Source organism: Magnetovibrio blakemorei, from assembly GCF_001746755.1.
Taxonomy (GTDB): domain Bacteria; phylum Pseudomonadota; class Alphaproteobacteria; order Rhodospirillales; family Magnetovibrionaceae; genus Magnetovibrio; species Magnetovibrio blakemorei.
The window spans coordinates 97,083-120,292 of record NZ_MCGG01000021.1; the positions used below are offsets into that span (position 1 = coordinate 97,083).

At 54.4% G+C, this 23,210-nt stretch carries 21 protein-coding genes and 1 pseudogene; 10 read left to right on the forward strand and 12 right to left on the reverse strand.

Features of this window, described 5'->3' with window-relative positions:
- The first annotated feature begins 2 nt into the window (after positions 1 to 2).
- The 7 genes from ccoO to ccoS all read left to right on the forward strand — a co-directional run bounded on the left by ccoO (position 3) and on the right by ccoS (position 6,540).
- The gene (gene ccoO / locus BEN30_RS07515) at positions 3 to 722 is read left to right on the forward strand and encodes a cytochrome-c oxidase, cbb3-type subunit II (protein ID WP_211563320.1); all 720 of its coding nucleotides are present in this window, start codon (positions 3 to 5) and stop codon (positions 720 to 722) included.
- A gap of 2 nt (positions 723 to 724) precedes the next feature.
- A complete protein-coding gene (locus tag BEN30_RS07520; RefSeq protein ID WP_069957719.1) occupies positions 725 to 904 on the forward strand; it encodes a cbb3-type cytochrome oxidase subunit 3 in 180 nt (59 codons plus the stop codon).
- Entirely contained in the window at positions 897 to 1,766 is an 870-nt protein-coding gene (ccoP, locus tag BEN30_RS07525; RefSeq protein ID WP_069957720.1) for a cytochrome-c oxidase, cbb3-type subunit III, read from the forward strand. The genes BEN30_RS07520 and ccoP overlap by 8 nt, the downstream gene beginning before the upstream one ends.
- A gap of 141 nt (positions 1,767 to 1,907) precedes the next feature.
- Positions 1,908 to 3,344, forward strand: coding sequence for a cytochrome c oxidase accessory protein CcoG (ccoG, locus tag BEN30_RS07530; RefSeq protein WP_069957721.1), 1,437 nt, complete (start codon positions 1,908 to 1,910; stop codon positions 3,342 to 3,344).
- A gap of 15 nt (positions 3,345 to 3,359) precedes the next feature.
- Positions 3,360 to 3,857 (forward strand): FixH family protein, encoded by a 498-nt coding sequence (locus BEN30_RS07535; protein ID WP_170826991.1) that lies wholly within the window; start codon positions 3,360 to 3,362, stop codon positions 3,855 to 3,857.
- An 11-nt stretch (positions 3,858 to 3,868) separates the two neighbouring features.
- Positions 3,869 to 6,319 carry a heavy metal translocating P-type ATPase gene (locus BEN30_RS07540; protein WP_245649015.1) on the forward strand — a complete coding sequence of 817 codons (2,451 nt, stop codon included), beginning with the start codon at positions 3,869 to 3,871 and terminating at the stop codon, positions 6,317 to 6,319.
- A 26-nt stretch (positions 6,320 to 6,345) separates the two neighbouring features.
- On the forward strand, positions 6,346 to 6,540 hold the full coding sequence (gene ccoS, locus BEN30_RS07545; RefSeq protein WP_069957724.1) for a cbb3-type cytochrome oxidase assembly protein CcoS: 195 nt from the start codon (positions 6,346 to 6,348) through the stop codon (positions 6,538 to 6,540).
- A gap of 27 nt (positions 6,541 to 6,567) precedes the next feature.
- On the opposite strand, the gene BEN30_RS07550 is transcribed toward ccoS, so the two are convergent.
- The 9 genes and pseudogenes from BEN30_RS07550 to BEN30_RS07590 form a co-directional block, all read right to left on the reverse strand.
- Entirely contained in the window at positions 6,568 to 9,999 is a 3,432-nt protein-coding gene (locus tag BEN30_RS07550; RefSeq protein WP_069957725.1) for an acyl-[ACP]--phospholipid O-acyltransferase, read from the reverse strand.
- A 238-nt stretch (positions 10,000 to 10,237) separates the two neighbouring features.
- On the reverse strand, positions 10,238 to 10,498 hold the full coding sequence (locus BEN30_RS07555; protein ID WP_069957726.1) for a hypothetical protein: 261 nt from the start codon (positions 10,496 to 10,498) through the stop codon (positions 10,238 to 10,240).
- Between the two features lie 256 nt (positions 10,499 to 10,754).
- Positions 10,755 to 11,450 (reverse strand): phosphate regulon transcriptional regulator PhoB, encoded by a 696-nt coding sequence (gene phoB, locus BEN30_RS07560; protein WP_069957727.1) that lies wholly within the window; start codon positions 11,448 to 11,450, stop codon positions 10,755 to 10,757.
- Positions 11,451 to 11,466: 16 nt separating this feature from the next.
- Positions 11,467 to 12,174, reverse strand: coding sequence for a phosphate signaling complex protein PhoU (gene phoU, locus BEN30_RS07565; RefSeq protein WP_069957797.1), 708 nt, complete (start codon positions 12,172 to 12,174; stop codon positions 11,467 to 11,469).
- Positions 12,175 to 12,190: 16 nt separating this feature from the next.
- Positions 12,191 to 13,015 (reverse strand): phosphate ABC transporter ATP-binding protein PstB, encoded by an 825-nt coding sequence (pstB, locus tag BEN30_RS07570; protein WP_084005209.1) that lies wholly within the window; start codon positions 13,013 to 13,015, stop codon positions 12,191 to 12,193.
- 13 nt (positions 13,016 to 13,028) lie between these two features.
- On the reverse strand, positions 13,029 to 14,282 hold the full coding sequence (pstA, locus tag BEN30_RS07575) for a phosphate ABC transporter permease PstA (protein WP_069957728.1): 1,254 nt from the start codon (positions 14,280 to 14,282) through the stop codon (positions 13,029 to 13,031).
- Positions 14,275 to 15,204, reverse strand: a pseudogene (gene pstC, locus BEN30_RS07580) (phosphate ABC transporter permease subunit PstC); the annotation flags it as partial. The gene pstA and the pseudogene pstC, both read right to left, overlap by 8 nt.
- Positions 15,205 to 15,346: 142 nt before the next feature.
- Positions 15,347 to 16,390 (reverse strand): PstS family phosphate ABC transporter substrate-binding protein, encoded by a 1,044-nt coding sequence (locus BEN30_RS07585; RefSeq protein ID WP_069957730.1) that lies wholly within the window; start codon positions 16,388 to 16,390, stop codon positions 15,347 to 15,349.
- Between the two features lie 180 nt (positions 16,391 to 16,570).
- Entirely contained in the window at positions 16,571 to 17,821 is a 1,251-nt protein-coding gene (locus BEN30_RS07590) for an ATP-binding protein (RefSeq protein ID WP_084005211.1), read from the reverse strand.
- Positions 17,822 to 18,062: 241 nt separating this feature from the next.
- Here BEN30_RS07590 and BEN30_RS07595 point away from each other — a divergent pair, with 241 nt between their 5' ends.
- Positions 18,063 to 18,515, forward strand: a complete 453-nt coding sequence (locus BEN30_RS07595) for a hypothetical protein (RefSeq protein WP_069957731.1) — start codon at positions 18,063 to 18,065, stop codon at positions 18,513 to 18,515.
- Positions 18,516 to 18,808: 293 nt separating this feature from the next.
- A complete protein-coding gene (locus BEN30_RS07600; RefSeq protein WP_069957732.1) occupies positions 18,809 to 19,450 on the forward strand; it encodes a phosphoadenosine phosphosulfate reductase domain-containing protein in 642 nt (213 codons plus the stop codon).
- A gap of 26 nt (positions 19,451 to 19,476) precedes the next feature.
- Here the strand turns inward: BEN30_RS07600 and BEN30_RS07605 are convergent, their stop codons facing one another.
- Positions 19,477 to 20,106, reverse strand: a complete 630-nt coding sequence (locus BEN30_RS07605) for a transglutaminase-like domain-containing protein (RefSeq protein ID WP_084005213.1) — start codon at positions 20,104 to 20,106, stop codon at positions 19,477 to 19,479.
- Between the two features lie 105 nt (positions 20,107 to 20,211).
- Complete coding sequence (locus BEN30_RS07610) at positions 20,212 to 21,012, reverse strand: metallophosphoesterase (protein WP_069957733.1); 801 nt, start codon at positions 21,010 to 21,012, stop codon at positions 20,212 to 20,214.
- 333 nt (positions 21,013 to 21,345) lie between these two features.
- Between BEN30_RS07610 and BEN30_RS07615 the strand changes: the two genes are divergently transcribed.
- Positions 21,346 to 21,702 carry a nucleotide pyrophosphohydrolase gene (locus tag BEN30_RS07615; RefSeq protein WP_069957734.1) on the forward strand — a complete coding sequence of 119 codons (357 nt, stop codon included), beginning with the start codon at positions 21,346 to 21,348 and terminating at the stop codon, positions 21,700 to 21,702.
- Positions 21,703 to 21,767: 65 nt separating this feature from the next.
- Here BEN30_RS07615 and sat read toward each other — a convergent pair whose 3' ends face one another.
- Entirely contained in the window at positions 21,768 to 22,949 is a 1,182-nt protein-coding gene (gene sat, locus BEN30_RS07620) for a sulfate adenylyltransferase (RefSeq protein ID WP_069957735.1), read from the reverse strand.
- Between the last annotated feature and the right edge of the window lie 261 nt (positions 22,950 to 23,210).

Sequence of the window (23,210 nt, forward strand, 5' to 3'; positions counted from 1 at the left end):
TCATGCAAGCAATGCTTGAAAAAAACGTTATCCTTCTTGGGATCGCGACCCTGATCACGATTTCCATCGGTGCTTTGGTGCAGTTGGTTCCGCTTTACACGATGGAAACAACCATCGAAAAAGTGGACGGCATGCGCCCGTACTCGCCTTTGGAACTGGCGGGCCGGAACATCTACATTCGTGAAGGTTGCTACCTTTGCCATTCGCAGATGATTCGTCCTTTCCGTGACGAAGTCGAACGCTATGGTCACTACTCTTTGGCGGCCGAAAGCATGTACGATCACCCGTTCCAGTGGGGTTCTAAGCGTACAGGTCCGGATCTTGCTCGCGTTGGCGGCAAGTATTCCAACACCTGGCACGTGGCTCACTTGATCAATCCGCGCGCAGTTGTGCCGGAATCGGTCATGCCGGGCTATCCGTTCTTGGCTACACGTCCATTGTCTGCCGACAAAATTGCCGGTGACATGAAGACGCTGAGTGTTGTTGGTGTTCCCTATACGGACGACCAAATCGAGAACGCACAGGCCGACTTGAAGGCACAGGCCAACCCAGAAATGGGTGACGCCGACGCTATGGCAGCTCGTTATCCAAAGGCTACCATGGGTGACTTCGACGGCAACCCCGCAGTGATCACCGAGATGGACGCTTTGGTGTCATATCTCCAACTTATGGGCACCTTGGTGGACACCACGTCTTACCAGACCAGCCCTGATGGGAGGTAGTCATGGATTTGATGACCATCACGGAAATGGCACGTTCAGCATGGGTCGTTTGGCTTGTGCTGCTGTTCTTAGCCGTCTTGTACTGGGCATTTCGTCCCAGCAACAAGAAACGCTTCGAAGAGGATGCCATGATCATCTTTAGGAACGACAATGGTGAAAATGGAGGTCAAGCTCATGGCTAACATCGAAAGGGATGAAGTCAGCGGTACCGATACCACCGGTCACGAGTGGGACGGCATTAAAGAGCTGAACACTCCGCTGCCGCGTTGGTGGCTGTGGACCTTCTATGCCAGCATCTTGTTTGCTGTCGTTTGGTGGGTTTTGTACCCGTCCTGGCCGACCTTAAACACGTATTGGAAAGGCACGCTGGCATATTCGTCACGCGTTGACTTGGCCAATGACCTTACGGCTCGCGACAACGAACCCCAACGAGCTGCACGCGTAAAGAAAATCGCATCCATGCCGATTGCTGCAATCAGCGAAGACAAAGATCTTCGTGAATTTGCTGCAGCTGGTGGACGCGTTATCTTTGCTGACAACTGCGCACCGTGTCACGGTTCGCAGGGTTCTGGCGCACCGGGCTATCCGGTGTTGGCAGATGATGACTGGTTGTGGGGTGGCTCGCTCGAAGCGATCGAAACCACCATACGCTATGGCATCCGTTCCACCCACGACGACACGCGCGTCAGTGAAATGCCCGTATTTGGCACGGACTATCTGAGCAAAACTCAGATCGCCGACGTCACTGAATATGTGCTTTCGCTGACCAACAAGTCCAAAGACAGCTCCGCCGCCATGCGTGGTGCAGAAGTCTTTGCTGGCGATTGCGCTGCGTGTCACGGTGAAAAAGCCGAAGGCGGTCGCGACTTCGGTGCTCCAAAACTCAGCGATGGCATCTGGTTGCATGGCGATAGCCGTGAAGCCATTATCGCTCAGGTCACCAAGCCAAAGCACGGCGTTATGCCGACGTGGCAGGGTCGTCTTGACGATGTCGCCATCAAGGAAGTGGCTGTTTATGTCCACTCACTGGGTGGTGGTGAATAACGCCCTTGCGCGGGTTTAACCGCACTGGGTAAAATTGATTGGGGGAGATCCGGCCAACCGGGCCTCCCCCTTTCTTTTCAAATATACAAAAATTAAGAATTGCTCTAACCGAACGCCAGAAGTCGAGAGAACGAGGACGTCATGACCGAAAACCTGACAGAAAATCACCACATCCCCGAATCGCCGTCTTTGTACGCAAAGCACAAGAAGGTTTACCCGCAAGCGATTACAGGCGCTTTCCGCACCTTAAAATGGAAAGTAACCGCGGCAATCATGGCGTTTTACTTTATCACGCCTTGGATTCGCTGGGATCGTGGCGAAGGAGAGCCGGATCAAGCCATTTTGGCGTCCATGTCCTTGCGCCGTTTGTACTTCTTCAACATCGAAATCTGGCCTCAAGAAATTTATTACCTGACCGGCATTTTGGTGCTAGCTGCTGTCGGTTTGTTTTTGGCGACGGCCATGGCCGGACGGGTATGGTGCGGTTTCACCTGTTGGCAAACGGTATGGACTGACCTGTTTGTCTGGGTTGAACGTAAAATCGAAGGCGATCGCAACAAACGCATTCGATTCGACCAAGGTTCGTGGAACCTTGACAAAATTTGGCGCAAAAGCCTCAAGCAGTTCATTTGGATCGTCTTTTCGCTACTCACTGGTGCTGGCTGGATCTTTTTCTTTAACGATGCCCCCTCCACCGCCATGAACATGCTCACCGGTCAAGGCACGTATGAAGAATATGGCTTCACCTTCTTGTTTTCCGCCACCACCTATGTTCTGGCCGGGTTCGCTCGCGAACAAGTGTGTATCTACATGTGCCCGTGGCCACGCTTTCAAGGCGCCATGTTTGACGAACACAGCTTGATCGTCACCTACGAAGCTTGGCGCGGGGAACCGCGCGGCAAATCCAAGGCGCAAAATATAGGTGATTGTGTTGACTGTAACCTGTGTGTGAACGTCTGCCCCACCGGCGTAGATATCCGCGAAGGCGATCAGTTCCAGTGCATCGGCTGCGCGCTCTGCGTGGATGCTTGCAACTCGATCATGACCAAGCTGGGCCGTCCGCTCAACTTGATCACTTATGATTCCGTATCCAACCAAATGGCCCGCGAACGTGGAGATGAGCCAAAGAAACGTTTGATCCGCAAGCGCACAATTGCATATTCCATCTTGTTGTCGGCCGTTGTCGTGCTGATGGCATATGGCTTGCTCAATCGCTCAGAGTTGGAAATCAACGTTCAACGTGACCGCTCACCGCTGTTTGTGCAATTGTCGGACGGTGACATCCGCAATGGCTATACGTTCAAAATTCTCAATATGATCAACGTGCCTCAAACCTACACCTTGGCGATTTCAGGGCTGGAGGGAGCGAAACTTTCCGTTATTGGTTTGGGCAAAGACCCGGTCGACACGGTCACCTTGGACGTCGAGGGGGACACCGTCGCCACATATCGCGTTTTTGTCCGCGCACCCATTGAAACGATGCGCAGTCAGTTTGAAGATATGGAGTTTATTCTCACCAACTCAGAAACCGGAGAAGTCGTTCGTTATGATTCCCGTTTCGCAGGACCAGTCAGGTAAGGCAAAATGACCGCCATGAACAAATCAGAACGCCCCGATGGGTGGTGGTATCCTTGGATTTTTGTTGGAGCATTTGCCATCATCTTCGCCGTCAACGGCACCATGGCGTATTTTGCCGTGAGCACCTGGAGTGGCTTGGAAACCAAGGATTACTACAAAGAAGGCATCGGCTATAACGACACCCTGCATCAACGCAGCCAACAAGCTGAATTGGGCTGGACGTCAACGCTGAGCTACGAAAACATTCCTGTGGCAAACGATGCGCGTGCGGGACAGCTCCGCCTTCACTTCACGGACAAAGACGGACGCGCCATCGAAGGCCTGTACATCAACGCCTTAGCCGTTCGCCCCATCCAAGAAGGCTTCGATCAAGAACTGATCTTCACATATCGTGGTAAAGGCCTCTACGCCGCCAATGTAACGTTACCACTGCCGGGCCTGTGGGAGTTGCGCTACACGGCCAAACGGAAAGATCAGCTGTTTAAAATGCGTCAGAGGGTCCAAATCCGTTAATGGCGGAGCCCTTGAACACACCTCAGGCCTCTTCACCCCAAGGTGCCGTCTGCGTTCATTGCGGCGAACCCGTTTTGGGCAGCGCACCCGGTGCAAGCCATGCACGGGGAGAACCCGCCGCAGACGGACCATTTTGTTGTTCGGGGTGCCGGGCAGCTTATCAGATGATCCAAGGCTTAGGCCTGGACAGTTATTACCAGCGCCGTTGCCTGGACCCTGATCAGCCGACCTTGCGCCCCGAAGACGAAAACACCCGCTTTGACTTTCGCACCTTTACGGCAACCGACACGGATGGTGTCAGCACCTTGCATTTGATGGTCGAAGGACTGCAATGTGCGGCCTGCGTTTGGCTGATCGAAACGGTACTGCGCAAGCAACCCGGCGTGCTGCACGCGCGTATTAACATGACCACCCGACGTTTGGTGTTGAAATGGAACGCTGCCCAAACCGATGCCGATCAGTTGGTTTTGGTGGTCACCCATCTTGGCTATCGCTTGGCCCCTTATGATCCCACATTGATCAGTGCCGAAACCCAACAGCATGAAAAACAATTGCTGCGCGCTCTGGTGGTTGCGGGCTTTGCGGCGGGCAACGTGATGCTCTTTTCCGTATCGGTTTGGGCCGGGCAAGACATGGGCATGTTCACCCGCGGCATGATGTATTGGCTTTCCGCCCTGGTGGCGCTACCCGCCATTGCCTATTCGGCCCGACCATTTTTTTACAGCGCCTACACGGCCCTGAAAGCTGGGCGCACCAATATGGACGTGCCGATCTCCCTGGCCGTCCTTTTGTCCAGCGTCATGAGTTTGGTGGAAACCATCCGCTTGAGTGAGCACGTCTATTTCGACAGCGCCATTTCCTTGGTGTTTTTCCTGTTGATTGGTCGTTATTTGGACAGCCGGGCACGGGGGCGCGCGCGCGCCGCCGGGGAAAACTTGATGGGCCTGAAGGCCCGCGCCGTGACCATTTTGCGTGATGACGGCAGCCGTGAAATCGCCCCGCCGGAACGCCTTAAACCGGGTATGAAATTTATCACCTCAGCGGGGGAACGCATCGCCGCCGACGGTCAAGTGCTCAGCGGTGAAAGCGATATCGACACCTCTCTCATCAATGGTGAAAGCGTTCCGGTACAAGCCAAAATCGGTGCCCAAGTGTTCGCCGGCACCCTGAACCTCAGCGGCCCGATCACCATCGAAGTGACCAAAACGGGTGAAGACACTTTGCTCAGCGAAATTGTCCGCCTGATGGAAGCGGCCGAGGACGCCCGCGCCAAGTACGTCGCCTTGGCCGACCGGGTGGCCCGGTATTATGCACCCGTTGTGCACATCTTGGCCGGGGGGGCTTTTTTGGGCTGGTGGCTTGTCGGCGGAATGGTCTGGCAAGATTCCTTGATGATCGCCATCGCGGTGCTGATTATCACCTGTCCGTGTGCGCTGGGCTTGGCCGTTCCCGCCGTGCAAGTGGTTGCCGGTGGCCGATTGCTGCAACGTGGTATTTTGTTAAAATCCGGCACCGCGCTGGAACGCTTGGCTACCGTTGATGTCGCCGTGTTCGATAAAACCGGAACCTTGACGCGGGGCACACCGCAATGGATCAATGCCGATGCCATAAGTGAAGACGATGCCCGCTTGGCCGCCTCCATCGCGGCGCTGAGCAACCATCCCCTGTCGCGTGCTCTCAGCCGTGACATGACAGATATCGCATCCCCCGACGGCGTTGAGGAAGTACCCGGATCGGGTCTCAAACTCAACTCACCGGACGGAGAAATTCGCTTGGGCCGACGCAGTTGGTGTGGGGTCGAAGAGACCTCTGAAAATGCCGAGGCCGAACTGTGGTTGGCGCGCCCAGGCACCCCGCCCGTGCGCTTTGCCTTCAGCGACCAAATCCGCTCCGATGCGGCCCAGACGGTTGCGGCGCTCAAGGCCCAAGGCATTGCCGTGATGCTGTTGTCCGGAGACCGCGTCGCCGCGGTCAAAATCGCCGCGCAAAGTTCAGGCATTGACGATTGGCACGCGGGACTTAAGCCCGCTGACAAGGTCGCCCGCTTGCATGACTTGGCCGCACAGGGCAAGCACGTGATGATGGTCGGCGATGGTCTCAACGACGCCCCCGCGCTGGCGGCGGCACACGTGTCGCTGTCGCCGTCCAGCGCCGCCGACGTCAGTCAAACGGTTGCGGACGTGGTTTTCCAAGGCGATAAACTGGCTCCGGTTCTGGAAGCTTTGCACGTTGCCAAAATGGCCGACAGGCTGATTAAACAAAACTTCGTCTTGTCTTTTCTCTACAATGGAGCAACCATACCGTTGGCCCTTGCGGGCATGGTGACACCGCTGTTTGCCGCCATCGCCATGTCAACCTCATCGCTGGTCGTGATCAGCAATTCCTTGCGCTTGGGACTTAAAAAGAGCCTCCCCCAAACGGAGGCCCCTGCGAGCACCAAACCAGTGCCCCCTGCCTTATAGACCGCCTTTTCGAAAGAAGTCTCATTATGGACGTCCTGATTTATCTGATTCCCGTTGCCCTGGTGCTGGGTCTTGTGGCGCTATTTGCCTTTATGTGGTCGTTGAAATCAGGACAATTCGAAGACATGGAAGGCGCTGCCAACCGCATTTTGTTTGACGATGAAGACATGCAGGTCAAGCCTCCTGCTCAGAAGTCTCATGACGACGACGTTCAAGATTGACGTCCCAAGCAGCCCCAACTTCACCACTTATTCACTCTGGTTTTGAACCCAGGCTGCAACCCCCGGATAATCGATCTTTCCACTGCCCAACAACGGCAGCCCCGATGTCGCCAAGACTGATTTTGGCACCATGATTTCCGCAATGCCCTCGGCGCGCGCGGTTTTGAGCAAATCATCACGGGTGGCATGTTCGTATTCGCTGACCAACACCACCTGTTCGCCCTTTTTGTCATCGGGCTGCACGATCGCCGCGTGCCCCATGTCCGGCCACGTGCGCACAGCCAAGTCTTCCACCGCACCCAAGGACACCATTTCACCGCCTATTTTGGCAAAGCGTTTGGCGCGCCCTTGGATCGTCACAAAGCCGTGTTCATCAATCGACACGATATCGCCGGTGTCGTACCAACCGTCAACCGGCGGCTTCAAAACGCCGGGGTTGTCGGCCATCAGGTAGCCCTTCATCACGTTGGGGCCGCGCACGATCAACTTGCCGCCCGTTTCAATCCCCGGCAAGGCTTCAAGTTTGTGCTCAATGCCCGGCAACAACCGTCCCACGGTGCCCAACTTAAAGTGCATCGGCGTGTTAAACGACAACACCGGGGCCGTTTCGGTGGCCCCATAGCCTTCCAAGATGCGCAGGCCGAACTTATCCACAAACAGACGTCGGGTTTCGTCTTTGACCTTTTCCGCGCCCGCACAGACGTAGCGGATTTTGAAAAAGTCATAGGCGTTGGCGGCCCGCGCATAGCCGCCCAGGAAGGTATCGGTGCCGAAGATGATGGTCGCCTGGGTGTCGTATACCAGTTCTGGAACCACCCGGTAATGCAAAGGCGACGGATACAAAAACGTCCGCACGCCGGCCAAGACCGGAAGCAGCAAACCGCTTATCAGGCCAAAGCTGTGAAACACCGGAAGAGCATTGAAGACTGTATCGGTAGGGTTGAATTCGATGCGCGCCGTCAACTGGTAACGATTCGCCAGCAGGTTGTCGTGGCTGAGAACAACCCCCTTGGGCGTGCCTTCCGATCCGGATGTAAACAACACGGCAGCCGGACGCTCCGGGTCTTTCACAAAGCCCCTATGCCATGCCCGCGCAGCAAAGGTTGAAAACAGCATCGCCCCCAGCTTGTCCCAAATTCCTATGTTCTGCTTGACGTCTTCCAGCCACACCACCTTGCACTGTTGGGCCAGCTTATCAATGGTGCCTTGAAGGTCTGCGGCTTCGACAAATTGGCGCGACGTCACCAACACATCGGCCTGGCAAAGCTGCAACGCGGACGTCATATTGCCCACGCCTGCCGAAAAATTCACCATTGCAGGAATCCGACCCACCGCTTGCAGGGCATAAAACGTCACCGCAGTACCGATCGAATTGGGTAACAACACGCCCACGTTCGCCCCTTTGCCCGTCAAAGCCGCCAGCTTGCGACCCAAGCCAATCGAACCCGTCACCAACTGTCCATAGCTCAGTGGCGTGCGTCCGATGTCTTCCAAGATGGGGGAGCGCGACCCATAAATGGTGCGGGCATCCAGCAAGGCGTCAAACAGCGTCTGATGGGTGCGGCGGGATTCAAACATCAAGTCGCTCATCACGTCATACAGTTCCAACCCCGCCTGGAGGCGTCGCCGGGACCCTTTTAGATCTTCATTCACGGTGAGCCGGCGGGACGGCAAAATGGTCAGCGTGATTTTGGGGAACCAGCGCCGACGCACGGTGCCTTTGAGACGTGAAAACATGGAAAATTGCGCCCCATCGATGCGCACCGGCAAAACATCCGCATCAGCCTTGTCGGCGATCATGGCAGGACCTTCGTAGACTTTCATAAGGCCGCCCGTGACCGTGATGCGGCCTTCGGGGAAGATCACACACTTTTTCCCTTTCGCCACTTCATGGATCAGCGCTTTGGTGCTGAACGGTTTTGCCGGGTCCATGGGAAAGGCTTCCACCAGAGCGAGGAACGGCTTCACCCACCACTTCTCCGCCATAAGCGTGTTGATGGCGAACATCGGCTTTTCGGGCAAAAAGGCCGCCAGCAAGATACCATCCAGGAACGACACGTGGTTGACGACGATTACGGCTCGGTCGCCCACCGCTTGCCAATGATCGAGGCCCTTTACCTCGACCCGGAACGCCAGTTTAAACAGCCACACCAAGGCCGCTTTGACCAATTCGTCAGGCAGCAATTTACAGATGTAGAGCGCCACACCCGCGTTGGCGATGGCGACCGTCAAAAATATGCCGGGCACAGACATACCGCCCGCCAACAACGCCGTGATGATCAGCGCAGATGCTACCATAAACAAGGCGTTGATGATGTTGTTGGCGGCAATATCGCGCGAACGGTGGCTGCCTTCGCCGCGGGTTTGCAAAATCGCATACAACGGCACGATGTATAGACCGCCACTGATGGCGATCAGCAGCAAATCCATCGTAACGCGCACCCCGCTAAATTGGCTTAAAAAGGTCTCAACCCCGGCCAACTCACCTGTTGCACCCAACATGGTCGTCATGTGGGTACTGGCAAAATAGAGATCGACCATAAACGCTGTCATCAAGAGGGCCGCAAACGGCACGTATTTGGGCGTCACTTCCCCCTTCAAAAGCTTTGCACACAGCGCTGAACCGATGGCGATGCCGATGGAAAAGATCGACAACAATGCCGTGACCACGCTCTCGTCGCCGCCCAGAACCTCTTTCGCAAAGGTCGGGAACTGACTGAGAAAAGTCGCCCCCACAAGCCAAAACCAAGATATGCCCAGGATAGACAAAAACACGTCGCGCTTAGATGCGGCATGACGAATCATGTTTCCCGTCGCAGCCAAGAAATTCAGGTTGATGCGAAGCTTGGGGTCCATGGCCGGGGCGGTGGGTATCAAAATACTGGCGCTGTAACCCAGCAACGCGATAGCGACGATCAAAAGAGAGACCAACAGCACGCCGCCGCTGGTGAGGATCAGCAACCCCCCCGCGATGGTGCCCAACAAGATGGCCAGAAATGTCCCCGCCTCGACCATGGCGTTTCCGGCAATCAGCTCATCTTTATGTAAATGCTGCGGCAAAATGGCATATTTCACTGGGCCAAACAACGATGACTGCGTTCCCATGGCAAACAGCACCACCATCAATGCCCAAATGTTTTGGCTGAGAAACGCGGCACCCGCGCCGGTCATGATAATGACTTCCGCGGCCTTTACATAACGCGACAGCTGGGCTTTATCGAAGCGATCCGCCAATTGCCCTGCGGTTGCGCTGAACAAAAAGAACGGCAAGATAAATACCCCCGCCGCAGCCGTCACCATCAAGGGACCGTCAACATTGGCACCGTCCGCCAATTGATAGGTGATCAGCATCACCAACGCGCTTTTGAACAGATTGTCATTCAGCGCCCCTAAAAACTGGGTCACAAACAAGGGCACAAAACGGCGCGTTTTAAACAGATGAAGACTGCCGGAACTCATGTTTGGTTTCCTCAAGATTGACCGTTTTCAAATCAACGGCACGCACGTCGAGCTGCTCTGATGCCCGACCGTTTTGTTTTTTCGTCACCCACTATGCCATCATTTAGACCACTGATCCCCATGATAACGGCGCACAGGTTCCCGCCACTATGGCAAATGATACACTTAATCGTGGAAAGTCGTGCACAGGCACGGATTGCGCCTTCAAAGCAAAGCCCGGCGAACGAGGAGAATCATATCACCGGCGCCAAATCTGCCACCAAGGAGGCGTCCCATGTGAGGACTGATCCGCCTGACCGTTAGACGCGCCTTCAAATGGTACATCGTTGTTTCGTCCAAACTGGGCTTTGCGTTTGGCTTTCATGTAAGGCACTGAGAGCTCCATCGCCGACGCCGGACGCGCCAACGGTTTGCCACTGAGCAACATTTGGGCAAAGCTGACGGCGTGCTCACCCGAGTCCCTTCGACCAAACTCCGCATTCTTCATGGTCTTATTCATAGCACCTTAATCCTGCTGCTGATTGCCTATGTAAACAATCGATCACTTACATTATCCCCGGTGCTGGCAAATGTCAAATACCGACTCACCAGATGGATTGGATAAGATCATGATGCCGGGCAGACAAAAACGCGATGACGACCATCACAGTTCTCTTTTTCATTTTTTCAAAGTGTTGCCCAATCACAAAAGCGCCGCTCCGATGAACGGGGCGGCGCTATGGTCTAAAGTCACGTTTGTGAAAAGCGGTGCTAGGTCAATTGCCTTTGTCCAAGTCGATGGCATAGCCTTCACCGCGCACGGTGCGGATGACGTCTTCGCCACCACCGTCATTGAGGGCTTTGCGCAACCGGCGGATGTGCACATCGACGGTGCGGTCTTCAACGTAGACATCGCGACCCCACACCAAATCAAGCAACCGTTCGCGCGAAAACACCCGGCTTGGGCGTTCCATCAAGGTTTTGAGCAAGCGAAACTCGGTCGGCCCCAAGTGAATGGCTTGACCGCCCCGGTTCACTTTGTGCTGCGCCAGGTCCATGGCGATATCGGCATACTGCAACGCTTCGCTGGACAGGGAAGGATTGGCGCGACGCAACAAAGCTTTGAGGCGTGCCACCACTTCGCGGGGGCTATACGGCTTCACCACATAATCATCCGCACCGGTTTCAATGCCACGCACGCGGTCTTCTTCTTCTCCACGCGCCGTCAACATCAAGATGGGGATTTCCCGCGTTTCGCTGGAGCCACGCAATTGACGGCAAACTTCAATGCCGCTGAGGCCCGGCAACATCCAATCCAAAACGATGGCATCGGGCGCATTTTCCTGGGCCATCAACAGGCCTTCTTCCCCATCCTGGGCGAGCAGAACGCGAAAGCCTTCTTTTTGAAGATTGTACGAAAGCAACTCCGCTTGCGGCGGTTCGTCTTCGACAATGAGAACCAAATGTTCCAAGTCAGTTCCTTAAAAATTATTCGACAATGGTTTGGCTGGACAAATCGTTTTTTGGACGCTCATCCGCAGGCTTATCGCCAGACACCAAAAAATGTACATTCTCCGCGATAGACGTGACGTGATCACCAATGCGTTCCACGTTCTTCGCCACAAACAGCAAATGCGTACACGCCGTAATATTACGCGGGTCTTCCAGCATATATGTCAAGAGTTCCCGAAACAGGCTGGTGTGCATCAAATCGACTTCTTCATCGCGCATGCGCACATCATCGGCCTTAGCCAAATCGTGTGCACCATAGGCGTCGAGCACGTTCTTGATCATGCTTTGAACTTGGCGCGCCATACGCTGAATGGTTTGGGTGGCATTGCCAACCGGTTCCATGGCGGACAGCGTCAACGTGCGCTTGGCGACGTTTTTGGCATAATCACCGATACGTTCCAGATTGGAGGCCATTTTCAGCGCCACCACAACGGCCCGCAAATCTTCGGCCATGGGCTGGCGCAACGCCAAAACGCGAATGGTGAAATTGTCGATCTCTTCTTCCAGCAAATCGATTTGCTTGTCAGACTCGATGACTTTTTTCGCCAACGCCACATCACGACGGCTCAATGCATCAACGGCATCGGCCAATTGACGTTCAGCCAAACCACCCATCTCGGCGATGATGCTGTCCAAACGCCCCAGATCTTCATCAAAGGATGAAACGATATGTTCGTGTTCCATTTGACCTTTGTTCCCCTTAACCGATACGACCCGTGACATACGCTTTGGTGCGCTCATCAACGGGTTTGGTGAAAATGTCCGTCGTGTCGCCCTGCTCAACCAGTTCCCCCAAATGGAAGAACGCGGTTTTTTGCGAAACACGCGCCGCTTGCTGCATGGAATGCGTCACCATGATTATGGTGTAGTTTTCCTTGAGCTCGTCAATCAATTCTTCAATCTTAGCCGTGGCGATGGGATCAAGGGCCGAGCACGGCTCATCCATCAAGATCACTTCCGGTTCTACGGCAATGGCCCGCGCGATGCACAAACGCTGCTGCTGTCCACCGGACAGCCCCGTGCCCGGCGCGTCCAAACGATCGCGCACCTCATCCAGGAGCCCCGCCTTTTCCAAACTGGTCATCACGATCTCATCCATATCGGTACGGCTTTTGGCCAGACCGTGAATGCGCGGACCATAGGCGACGTTATCATAAATGGATTTGGGAAACGGATTTGGCTTTTGAAAGACCATTCCAACGCGGGCGCGCAGATGCACCACATCAACACCCCGGGCATAAATATTTTCCCCATCGAGGCAGATTTCACCTTCAACGCGACAACCATCCACCACATCGTTCATGCGGTTTAAACAGCGCAAGAAAGTCGACTTACCGCACCCTGAAGGTCCGATCAAAGCCGTCACCATATTGGACGGAATATCCAGGTTGACCTGATTAAGCGCCTGTTTGTTGCCGTAAAAGACATTCACGCCTTCGGCCGTAACCTTATGCGGTTTGCTGTTAAGCCCCTGCGCATTAACGCGCGCATTCGCTGAGACATCTGTGTGGATGGCGAGTTCCATTGCGTTCACTTCCTTACCAACGACGTTCAAACTTTTTGCGCAACACAACCGCAATCAAGTTCATCGTAACCAAAAAAACAAGAAGGACGATAATCGCTGCCGCGGTACGTTCTGTGAACGCCCGCTCAGGACTGTCAGCCCACAAAAAAATCTGCACGGGCAACGCTGTTGCCGGATCGGTAAAAGATCCCGGAATATCGACGATGAAAGCCACCATACCGATCATCAACAATGGGGCGCTTTCGCCCAAGGCCTGCGCCATACCGATGATGGTGCCGGTCAGCATGCCCGGCATGGCCAGCGGCAAGACATGATGCAACACCGTTTGCACCGAGCTGGCCCCCATACCCCACGCGGCTTCGCGAATGGAGGGCGGCACGGCGCGCAACGCTGCACGCGAAGCAATGATAATGGTCGGCAACGTCATCAGCGCCAGCACCATCCCGCCCACCAGCGGTGCGGAGCGCGGCAGCATGAAGAAATTCAAAAACACCGCCAAACCAAGCAAACCAAAAACAATCGACGGTACGGCGGCCAAGTTATTGATGTTCACTTCGATAACATCCGTCCACCTGTTTTTCGGGGCGAACTCTTCCAAATAAATGGCCGTCATGACGCCCAACGGGAACGACAACAAAAAGCACACCGCAAGGCTAAAGATGGACCCCATAAACGCCCCAAATATGCCCGCGAGTTCCGGTTCGCGTGAATCACCCCCGGTGAAAAAGTGGGTGTTGAATTTTAACTCAAGGGCACCATCGGCAATTAAGCTGTCAATCCAGACAATTTCTTTATCGCTCACGCGGCGTTCGCTTTGCGGGGAAGCCCGATCAATGGCTCCCTTCATCAGCATATCCACATCATCCGATGCGGTCAGCCACACCGTACGGGTTTCCCCCACAAGGGATGGATCGGCCCGGTACATGTTTTGTAAATTAAACCCGGCCCCTGAACTCATCAATTGCGTGAGCAGCCTTTTGTCACTCCGCGATGTGACCTCCGGGAATTTTTTGCGCATGCTTTCTTTAACGATGGCCTGCCAGTTGTTGTCTTTGATGTGGGTTTCATCAAACACAACCGTCAACGCAACTTCGGTTTGTTGAAAGGCGCCAATGCCGCGGATACCAATCGCCGCCAGCATGATCACCAGGAAGGCCATCGCTACGGCAATGGCGGCAATGCCATACAGGCGGAACCGCTTTTCCGCACGATAGCGTTTGGTAAGCCCGGCTTCGATGCGTTCGGAATGGGTCAATGTATCACTCATATTGCTCACGGTATTTCTTAACGATATGAAGGGCGACGACGTTCAAAACCAAAGTGGTGAAGAACAGCATCAGGCCCAGGGCAAAAGCGGCCAGCGTTTTGGCACTGTCGAATTCCTGATCGCCAGTCAAAAGGGTCACGATTTGAACCGTTACGGTGGTCACGGCCTGTAAAGGATTGGCCGTCAAGTTGGACGCCAGACCTGCCGCCATAACCACAATCATGGTTTCGCCAATGGCGCGCGAAGCCGCCAACAGCAAACCGCCCATAATCCCGGGAAGGGCCGCGGGCAGCACCACGTTGCGAATGGTCTCAGATTTTGTGGCACCCAGGCCAAACGATCCATCGCGCATGGTTTGCGGCACGGCGTTGATGACATCATCCGACAAGCTGGAAATCAACGGAATGATCATCACCCCCATCACCAAGCCTGCGGCCAACGCGCTTTCCGACGAAACATCCAAGCCGATGGACTCACCGCCGCCGCGCAACCACGGCGCCACCACCAAGGCGGCGAAAAAGCCGTACACAACGGTGGGAATACCGGCAAGGATTTCCAATATCGGCTTAACCCAGTTGCGCACACTAACATGGGCGTATTCGGCCAAATAAATGGCAGCAAACAGTCCAATGGGCGTTGCGATGATCAAAGCAATGGCGCTGATCAAAAGGGTACCGGCAAACAGAGGGATGGCACCAAACGACCCCGATGAGCCGACCTGATCGGCGCGCATCGCGGTCTGTGGGCTCCATTCCAAACCAAACAGAAAATCGGTCAGCGGAACTTCACCAAAAAAGCGCAGCGATTCGAATAATAACGAAGCGACAATGCCGACCGTGGTTAAAATAGCGACCGTGGAACTGGCGATCAAGATACCCTTGATTACCGCCTCCACGGCCTTCTGCGCGCGCCGGGCTGGCGTGACGTACATCCGGCCTCCACCAGCCCTAGGTGCGCGTTTTGTATATGATGTTGACGTGGTCACGTCTTATTCTCCAAACAAATTCCGGCGGCGGCTAAAAATATGAGTGCCGCCGCCGGCTTATTTGATGTTCCTGCGTCTCTTACATGGAGAGGTTGGCAAGGGCCGTTGCATCATGAGCGAACTTGGCGCGTTCTTCCTTCGGCATCGGGATCAAGCCTTTGTCGGCCAAGTAGCCTTCGGTGCCCCAAGCTTTTTCGGATGCAAACTCAGCAACATACTCTTTGATGCCCGGGACTTTGCCTGCGTGCGCGTTCTTCACGTAGAAGAACAGCGGGCGCGACACGGAATAAGCACCGGAAGCGATATTTTCGAACGTCGGCTCTACGCCTTCGACCTTGTTGCCTTTGATCTTGTCGGCATTTTGATCCAAGAAGCTGTAACCGAAGATACCGAAGGCGTCTTTGTTGGCATCGAGTTTTTGCACGATCAAGTTGTCGTTTTCGCCGGCTTCAACATAACCGCCATCTTCACGAATGGACTGGCAAAGGGCCTTAAAGGCTTTTTTGTCGGTCTTTTTCATCGCTTTGATCCACGGATAGGATTCGCAACCTTCGTCCATAACCAGTTCAACAAATGCGTCACGGGTACCGGAGGTGGGCGGCGGGCCCATCACTTCGATTTTGACGGCAGGCAGATCGGAACGCACGTCTTTCCAGGTCTTGTAAGGGTTCGGCTGGGTCTTGCCTTCACCGGCAGGAACGTCCTTGGCCAAAGCCAACCAAATTTCCTTGCGTGTCAGGTTGACAGCCGGAGCAGCATTAGCGTTGGCAAAAACGATGCCGTCATAACCGATTTTGACTTCAGTGATGGAGGTCACGCCGTTGCTGGCGCATTTTTCGACTTCGCTCTTTTTGATGCGACGCGAAGCATTGGTGATGTCGGGATGTTCGTCACCGACGCCAGAGCAAAACAGTTTCAAACCGCCGCCGGAGCCGGTCGATTCGACCACCGGGGTCTTAAAGCTGCTCGTTTTACCAAACTGTTCGGCAACGACTGTCGAGAATGGAAACACCGTCGAGGAACCGACGATACGGATCTGGTCGCGAGACATGTCGGCGGCAGCAGCGCCACCAGCAACAACGATACCCGCGAGGGCGGCTACGGTAAGGGTCTTTTTGAACATCTTGTCCAATCTCCATCTAGAAACACAAAAAAATACGGAGACGACATACCCTTGTGGGCCTGATTTGGGAACGTCCCCAAGGTGTCGTCTTGCGCGAAACTTAGTGTTCCGTGGAGTCCCTTTTATGAACTTTGTGTTACAGGTTTGTGACGATCGACAAATTGCAGATTTGTAGGATTTTTATTTGTCGAAACAGGGCAGCAGCACCCGAAATTGCGATCCTTGGCCCATTACGCTTGTCACAATCAAGCGACCGCGGTGGCGGTTCACAATATGTTTGACGATGGCCAGGCCCAGCCCGGTGCCCCCCATGAGGCGTGAACGGCCCTTGTCGATACGGTAAAAGCGTTCGGTCAATCGCGGCAAGTGTTCCGGCGCGATGCCGTCGCTTTGGTCGGAAACGGTGATTTCAATGCCGGGAGTTCCCACCTCTACCAAGGTCTCAACCGCTTTGACCTTAATGGTGACAGTCGACTTGGGGGTTCCGTATTTGACAGCGTTATCGACCAAGTTTTGAAACACTTCACGCAGTTGGTCTTTGTTTCCGGGAACGTCTGGCATATCGGCGGGGAAATCGGTGACAATCGACATGCCTTTTTGATCCACATGCACCTGGACCGAATCGACCACCTCATGAAGGAGATCTCCCAATGCGACCGGTAAAGTCGGGCGAATGTGTTCATTGACTTCGATTTGCGACAGAGACAGCAAGTCGTCAATCAAGCGCGCCATCCGCGCGGCTTCACCGCTCATAATGCCCAAAAAACGCTCTTGAGCTTCGGGGTCATCTTGGGCCGACGTTTGCAGGGTTTCGATAAATCCGCTGAGCGCCGACAACGGGGAGCGCAGTTCATGGCTGACATTGGCGACAAAATCGGCGCGCATGGTTTCGGTGTTTTTCAACGCCGTGACTTCGTGCAACGCCGCCACGGCACGCACCGAAAGGGCTTCGCTGCGCGCCACCCCCATGACTTGCAACTGATAAGCCCGGCGCACGGGCGTTTCAAAAACCAAGTCCGTATCGGCACGGGGCAATTCCCCGGATACGGTTTTTTTCAAAGCCTCTTGCGCTTCGGGTTGGCGCAAGATCAAGCTGATATCGCGTCCCTGCATCCCCGCCCCCAACAACTCATCCGCCGCACGATTTGCCGCCAACACCCGTCGACGACCATCCAACAGCACCACAGGGTCGGGCAGCGCATCCAAAATGACGGAAGCCAACGTCGTATCCACTTTGGTCACCGTTTCGGGAAAGGCCCGCGATTGCTTAAACCCAGCCCAACCGGCACCCAACGCGATCACCCCGGCACTTAATAGGGCTTCGGTCACGCTCACGGTCTTGTCCGCCGCAAAAGCCGCCAACACCATAAAGCCTGGCACCAGGGCCATCAGGGGGGCAAAGGAAAAATCAGCGGGGAGAAAGCGGCGCATAGATCCATAAACTCACTAAATGAAACACACAGATTAGAAAACAAGCTTAAGCCCCAGCATACGGCCTCACCAAAGCCTATACCAGAAACGTCTCGTCAGCAGTAAGCAATGACCGACTGTAAGCAAGGGATAGCACGGGTTAGATGTAGTCCTTCACAAAGTTCTCATGTAGACTTCAGCAACGTCTCGTCCAGGCCGTTGTGCGGATTGAAGCCATCGGCACCTAAATGGGTTAACTTAGATGTCCACCTGCACAGGTCCTTATGTTCGCGTCCCCTTCTCCCATGCGGACCTTAAACCCGCAGAAAATTTGGTCGCCAGCATCCGCGGCGTCGGTGCACCGCTGCTGATTCGCGAAATGCCCACCGGAGATGGTGTTGCGGACAACTTTGCCCTGCATGTTGATATTGAAGACCCTTCCATTCCAAACTGCATTTGGGACGTACGGGCGGCAAAATTTCAAGGCCCTAAAAAAATGTTTGGCCGCCGCCATGTCTATGAAATCGCCGTGCGCAAACGCAACGAGCAGAACACGGTCGTTTGGGAAGGCTATCGATTTACAGACAAATTCGAGATGCTGGCGGATTATTTTTGCGCCGATTTTGCCAATCTGCTGAGCGGCGTCACCTTAAAAACCTGGCTCCCGGCAACGACCGCGCAAGAACAACGCATCCAACTGTGTACCGGCCTCTAAACGCTTGATCCAAAGCACAACGGGTAAATACGCTCTGGCCGCTTGCAAATGAGACGCAAATCAAGATCAAAACCGTCGTCGCCGCTTGATAATAAGAACGCGCATTATCAATACTTTAATAACCGAGTACTACTTCTGAGCCGCCAAAGGTAAACTTTGTTTTGAATGCGCTTGGGCTTTTGTTCTAATATTTTTAAACTGACCATGAGCAAATTGAATTCCAACGCTTAAACCGCCAACGCCAAAAACCTGAAACCCCAAAAAAACCGGGGATCGCAGTGGGAAATTTACCTATGACTGAATGCGCCGCACTCGAATGTGGGGAAATCAAGGAAGCCTGTGAGAAAATGGGCTGTACGGAACTTCTCGAATTCCTCATCAAAGAGAAATTTCCGGGCAAAGTCGCGGTTACGGCATCTTTGCGGGCGCGCTCCATCATCGTTCAAAAATTGCTGTCCGAAGTTGCCCCTGACGTTCCGATTATCTATTGCAACGCGGGCAAGGTGTTCCCCGAAAGCGAAGAGTACAAGCGTGAAATGATTGCCCGGTTTGGCTTCACCAATGTTCTCGCCCCCATTGGTTCAGACGAAATCGCCATTCGCCCCGGCGACCGCGACCACATTGAATGGGTCAAGGCGCAATACGACCGCAATTCCGGCGCCACCCAGGAAGCCCTGCATCTGAACAATACGCTCAAGCCCTATTCGTGCTGGATCAGCGCCGTCTACCACTATGACCAAGACAGCGCGGCACGCTCGCGGGTCGAACGGGAAGGCTTGCTGGTGCGCGTCAACCCGATCTTGGATTGGGATGCGGAACGGGTGCAAAACTTTATGGAAGAATTCGACCTGCCCTATCACAAGCTGGCCAAAGTGCCCGTGGATATGGACAAAAAACACGGCGACGGCACCGACGTCATGACGTTTGCCTTCTAAATTAAGCCAAAAATCGCCATCAGCCCCTACATATCCACCATATCGGGCAGATTATCCAACACGTCTTGCCACGTGGCACAGCCTTGCAAGAACGTGACGATGTCCGTCATGGGCGTCGCCCAGACTTTTTCAAAGTTCATTTCTCCGCTGCCCTGACCGGTGTACGCCAGACGTTCTTTGGGCGGCGTAAACTGAGCCTCGACGCCGGGCTTGTTGCCTCGCGCATCCAGGCGGTACCAGCCAATCCGGGGCAGATGCACAACATTCAAACCGTGCAACACATAGGCTTTATGGCCGCTGCGCAGGCGTTGATAACACAGCCCCGTCGGCACCCCATTGGCCCGCAACAACGCCGCCAGAAGATGGCTTTTGGCAAAGCAAAATCCCGTGCCATGGGCCAAAACGTCGGACGCCTTGCACGTCACCGGGCCGCGTTCAAAATCGGAACTGTGCTGAATTTCATCGCGCACCCACTCATAACAGGCTTTGGTGATGTCAAAGTCGTTATCAAAGCCATTGCTCAACAGCTGGGCGCGGTCTTGAATGGCCGGATGATCGCAATCGATGACGGGACAAGCCGCGAGAAACGGGTCGTACTTGGCGACGTCGATGGGCTTGGGGGCGGGCTTGGGAGCGGTGTGGACGAAGGTCTGCATATTTCAAATCTGCCGTGTTCTGTAAGAAGTTGGGACGTGCGCACAATACCAACCACTGTTTCATGACAAACAGATGAACACGGGCTGTTGCAGAAGTCCTCTCTTTTAATTTGTTTGGGCAGCGCGGCCTTTAAGGTCCAAAACGGCCGCATGCAGGCTGGTTTCAAAGCGCAGCGTTTCTGGGTTCCAGCGGTGCAATTGATACAGCGGCTGATCGTCCAGGCCCGGCCCAAATTCACCGAGACGGTTGTCCGGCGGCAGGCTGGGCGAAACCGAGGCGACGCACGTTCCCAAGCCCACACTAAAGTCACGATGAGCATGACCGCAGAACATGTGCACCACTTGCTTGTGTTCGGCCACCAACGCTAAAAACGCATCTGCCAACCCCTGGTCGTCAAATTGGAACGGATACTTAGAAGTCGTGACTTCAAAGGGCGGGTGATGCATGAACAGCGCCGTGGGCGTGTGCGGGTAGGCTTTCAACATTTTGTCCAACACCGCCAAACGTACCGAGCAAGCGGTGCCGATGTTGCTGTCTCTGTGCTGGGTGTCCATGGCGATCAGACGCACGGGGAAATCTTCGACACTATAAATGACAAAGCCTTCCTCTAGGCTTGCGGTGCCCAAATTTTTGAGCCCATCGACAAGATTTTGACCTTTATCGCGGTTGCCAAGCGCAAAAAACACAGGCATCGGCAACTGACCCATAATCGAGTTGATGATGGCGTAGTATGCGGGCTCCCCCCCTTGGGTGACGTCGCCGGTGTGAATGACACAATCGGGTTTTTCGTCCAACGCATTGATGTGCGCGACAAAAGTTTCCAACGCCTGAATGCGGACCTGCATGATGGGTTCAGCTGGATCGGGGCTGGAAATATGGGTATCGGATATTTGTGCAATCAACATCTGGCTTGGTCCTACATCGCGTCCAATGTGCTGCGGGCTGAAGCCACAGCGTCCTAAACGTCGTGTTTTTACTTGGACAATGTGGGCTCTCGGACCATCACATTCTTCATCCACTTAAAGCCCAACCGCAGCAATACGTGGGCTTTCCGGGGTGTTTCCCCGCATATTATTATGCTTTCCTGTCAGTCTTAGTACGGCCCATAATGTAAGTCAAACGCCTTCATTAGGTTTTTATAATTTAAGAAGGGCTTTAAACTGGACATGTTTTATGATGCTGGGTGAGCCCTTCAAAGCCAAGATTTTAGCCCTTTCCCCTGTTAAGAAAGCTGTCATATGACCGATACCATTCAAAATTTAACCCACCGCCTGACCCAGTTTCGTGACGCCCGCGAATGGCGCCAATTTCACAGTCTCAAGGACTTGATCATCTCTGTCGGCATCGAATCGGGGGAACTTCTGGAACTGGTCCAATGGAAAGACACCCAGGCCATTGAAGACGCCATAACGGACCCTGACTTCCGCACCCGTTTGGGCGAGGAAATTTCGGATGTGTTTTTGTATTTGCTGCTGGTGGCGGAACGCGCGGGGTTGGATTTGGTCGAAGAGGCGCACCGCAAAATCGATCACAACGACGCCAAATATCCGGTCGAAAAGGCGCGCGGCAACGCCAAAAAGTATACCGAGCTTTAAGGGCCCGCAAAACAAAGGGGAGGAACTTGCGTCCCTCCCCTTCGCAGATCAAAACCTCAGTGGGCTTATTTCAAGGTTGCATAATAAGCTTGCAGAACCTTGACCACTTCGGGGCGTGAGAATTCAGGCGGGATGTCTTGGCCCGCGCTGAGCATTTCACGCTGTTTGGTGCCGGAAATGCTGACATGGTTCGACTTGTCATGCGGACAGGTTTTGGCGGTCGCCATGCCCATGCACTTGGAACAATAGAACGTGATGTCGATCTTCAGCGGCTGGGTTTCCAACGCGCCGTCCCACAGCTTGTCAAAGATGTGCTGTGCATCAAACGGACCGTAATAATCGCCAACACCGGCATGGTCACGACCAACGATCAGGTGCGAGCAGCCATAGTTCTGACGGATCAGGGCATGGAAAAGCGCTTCACGCGGACCGGCATAACGCATTTCGATGGGATAACCCGCCTGAATGACGGTGCCCGGAACGAAATAGTTGTCGATCATCGCCTGAATGGCTTTGGTGCGGGTTTCAGCAGGAATGTCGCCAGCTTTCAATTTGCCGAGCACCTGGTGAATGTAAACGCCATCGGTGACTTCGACCGCAATTTTCGCCAGATGTTCGTGGCTGCGGTGCATCGGGTTGCGGGTTTGGAACGCCGCGACCTTGGACCAGCCTTTGGACGCGAACTCGGCGCGGGCTTCGGCCGGACGCTGATAGAGATCGCCAAACAAGCTGGGGAATTCACCTTCGTCGATCACTTTGACCGAACCGCCCAAGCAAACGTCTTTTTGCTCGTTGACCTTCTGCACGCCGGGGTGCTCTGGGTCTTTGGTGGTGTAGACATGCTGGGCTTCAAAAGCCTTGTCTTCCGCCGTCATAGCAAATTTTTCGGTGACGGTCATGATGGCCATGACCGTGCCGCTTTCGCCGTCAACCAACGCCACTTCTTCGCCGTCGCCAATGCTGTCGGCCAGGGCTTGGTCCGCCGTCAAGGTGACGGGGATCGGCCAAAACAGACCGCTTTTCAGCTTCATGTCTGCGCAGGTGCCGTGCCAATCGTCGCGGCCCATAAAGCCGTCGAGCGGCGTATAAGCGCCCATCGACAGCATCAAAACGTCAGAGGTTTCTTTGCTGGACATGGGAACCTGTTTCAGGTTCTTGGCGCGTGCAATTTCCGCTGCGCGCTCTGTTGCCGGTGCCAGCAAAGGCTTCAATCCTACCCCCCCATGGGGCTCAACCAAATGAGACATTTGTTTTCCTTTTATCTCTATTTCGGGCCGGGTGTTCCCAGACCGATTTATGTTTCACGCGCCTTTACCTTAATTTTTTAAGCAAAATCCCTGTTTTGTATGGCGTGTTTGATCTAACGGCGCAGACAACACCGTTGGTAAACTGTGTAAACGTCGTGATTTTGTGTCTGCCCTGATTTATGAGGCAAGGACTGTAGGCATCCGCTCAACACGTGTGCGTTCGACATCCCCTATCCCCCTTTGTCTAGAATAGGTCAAAGC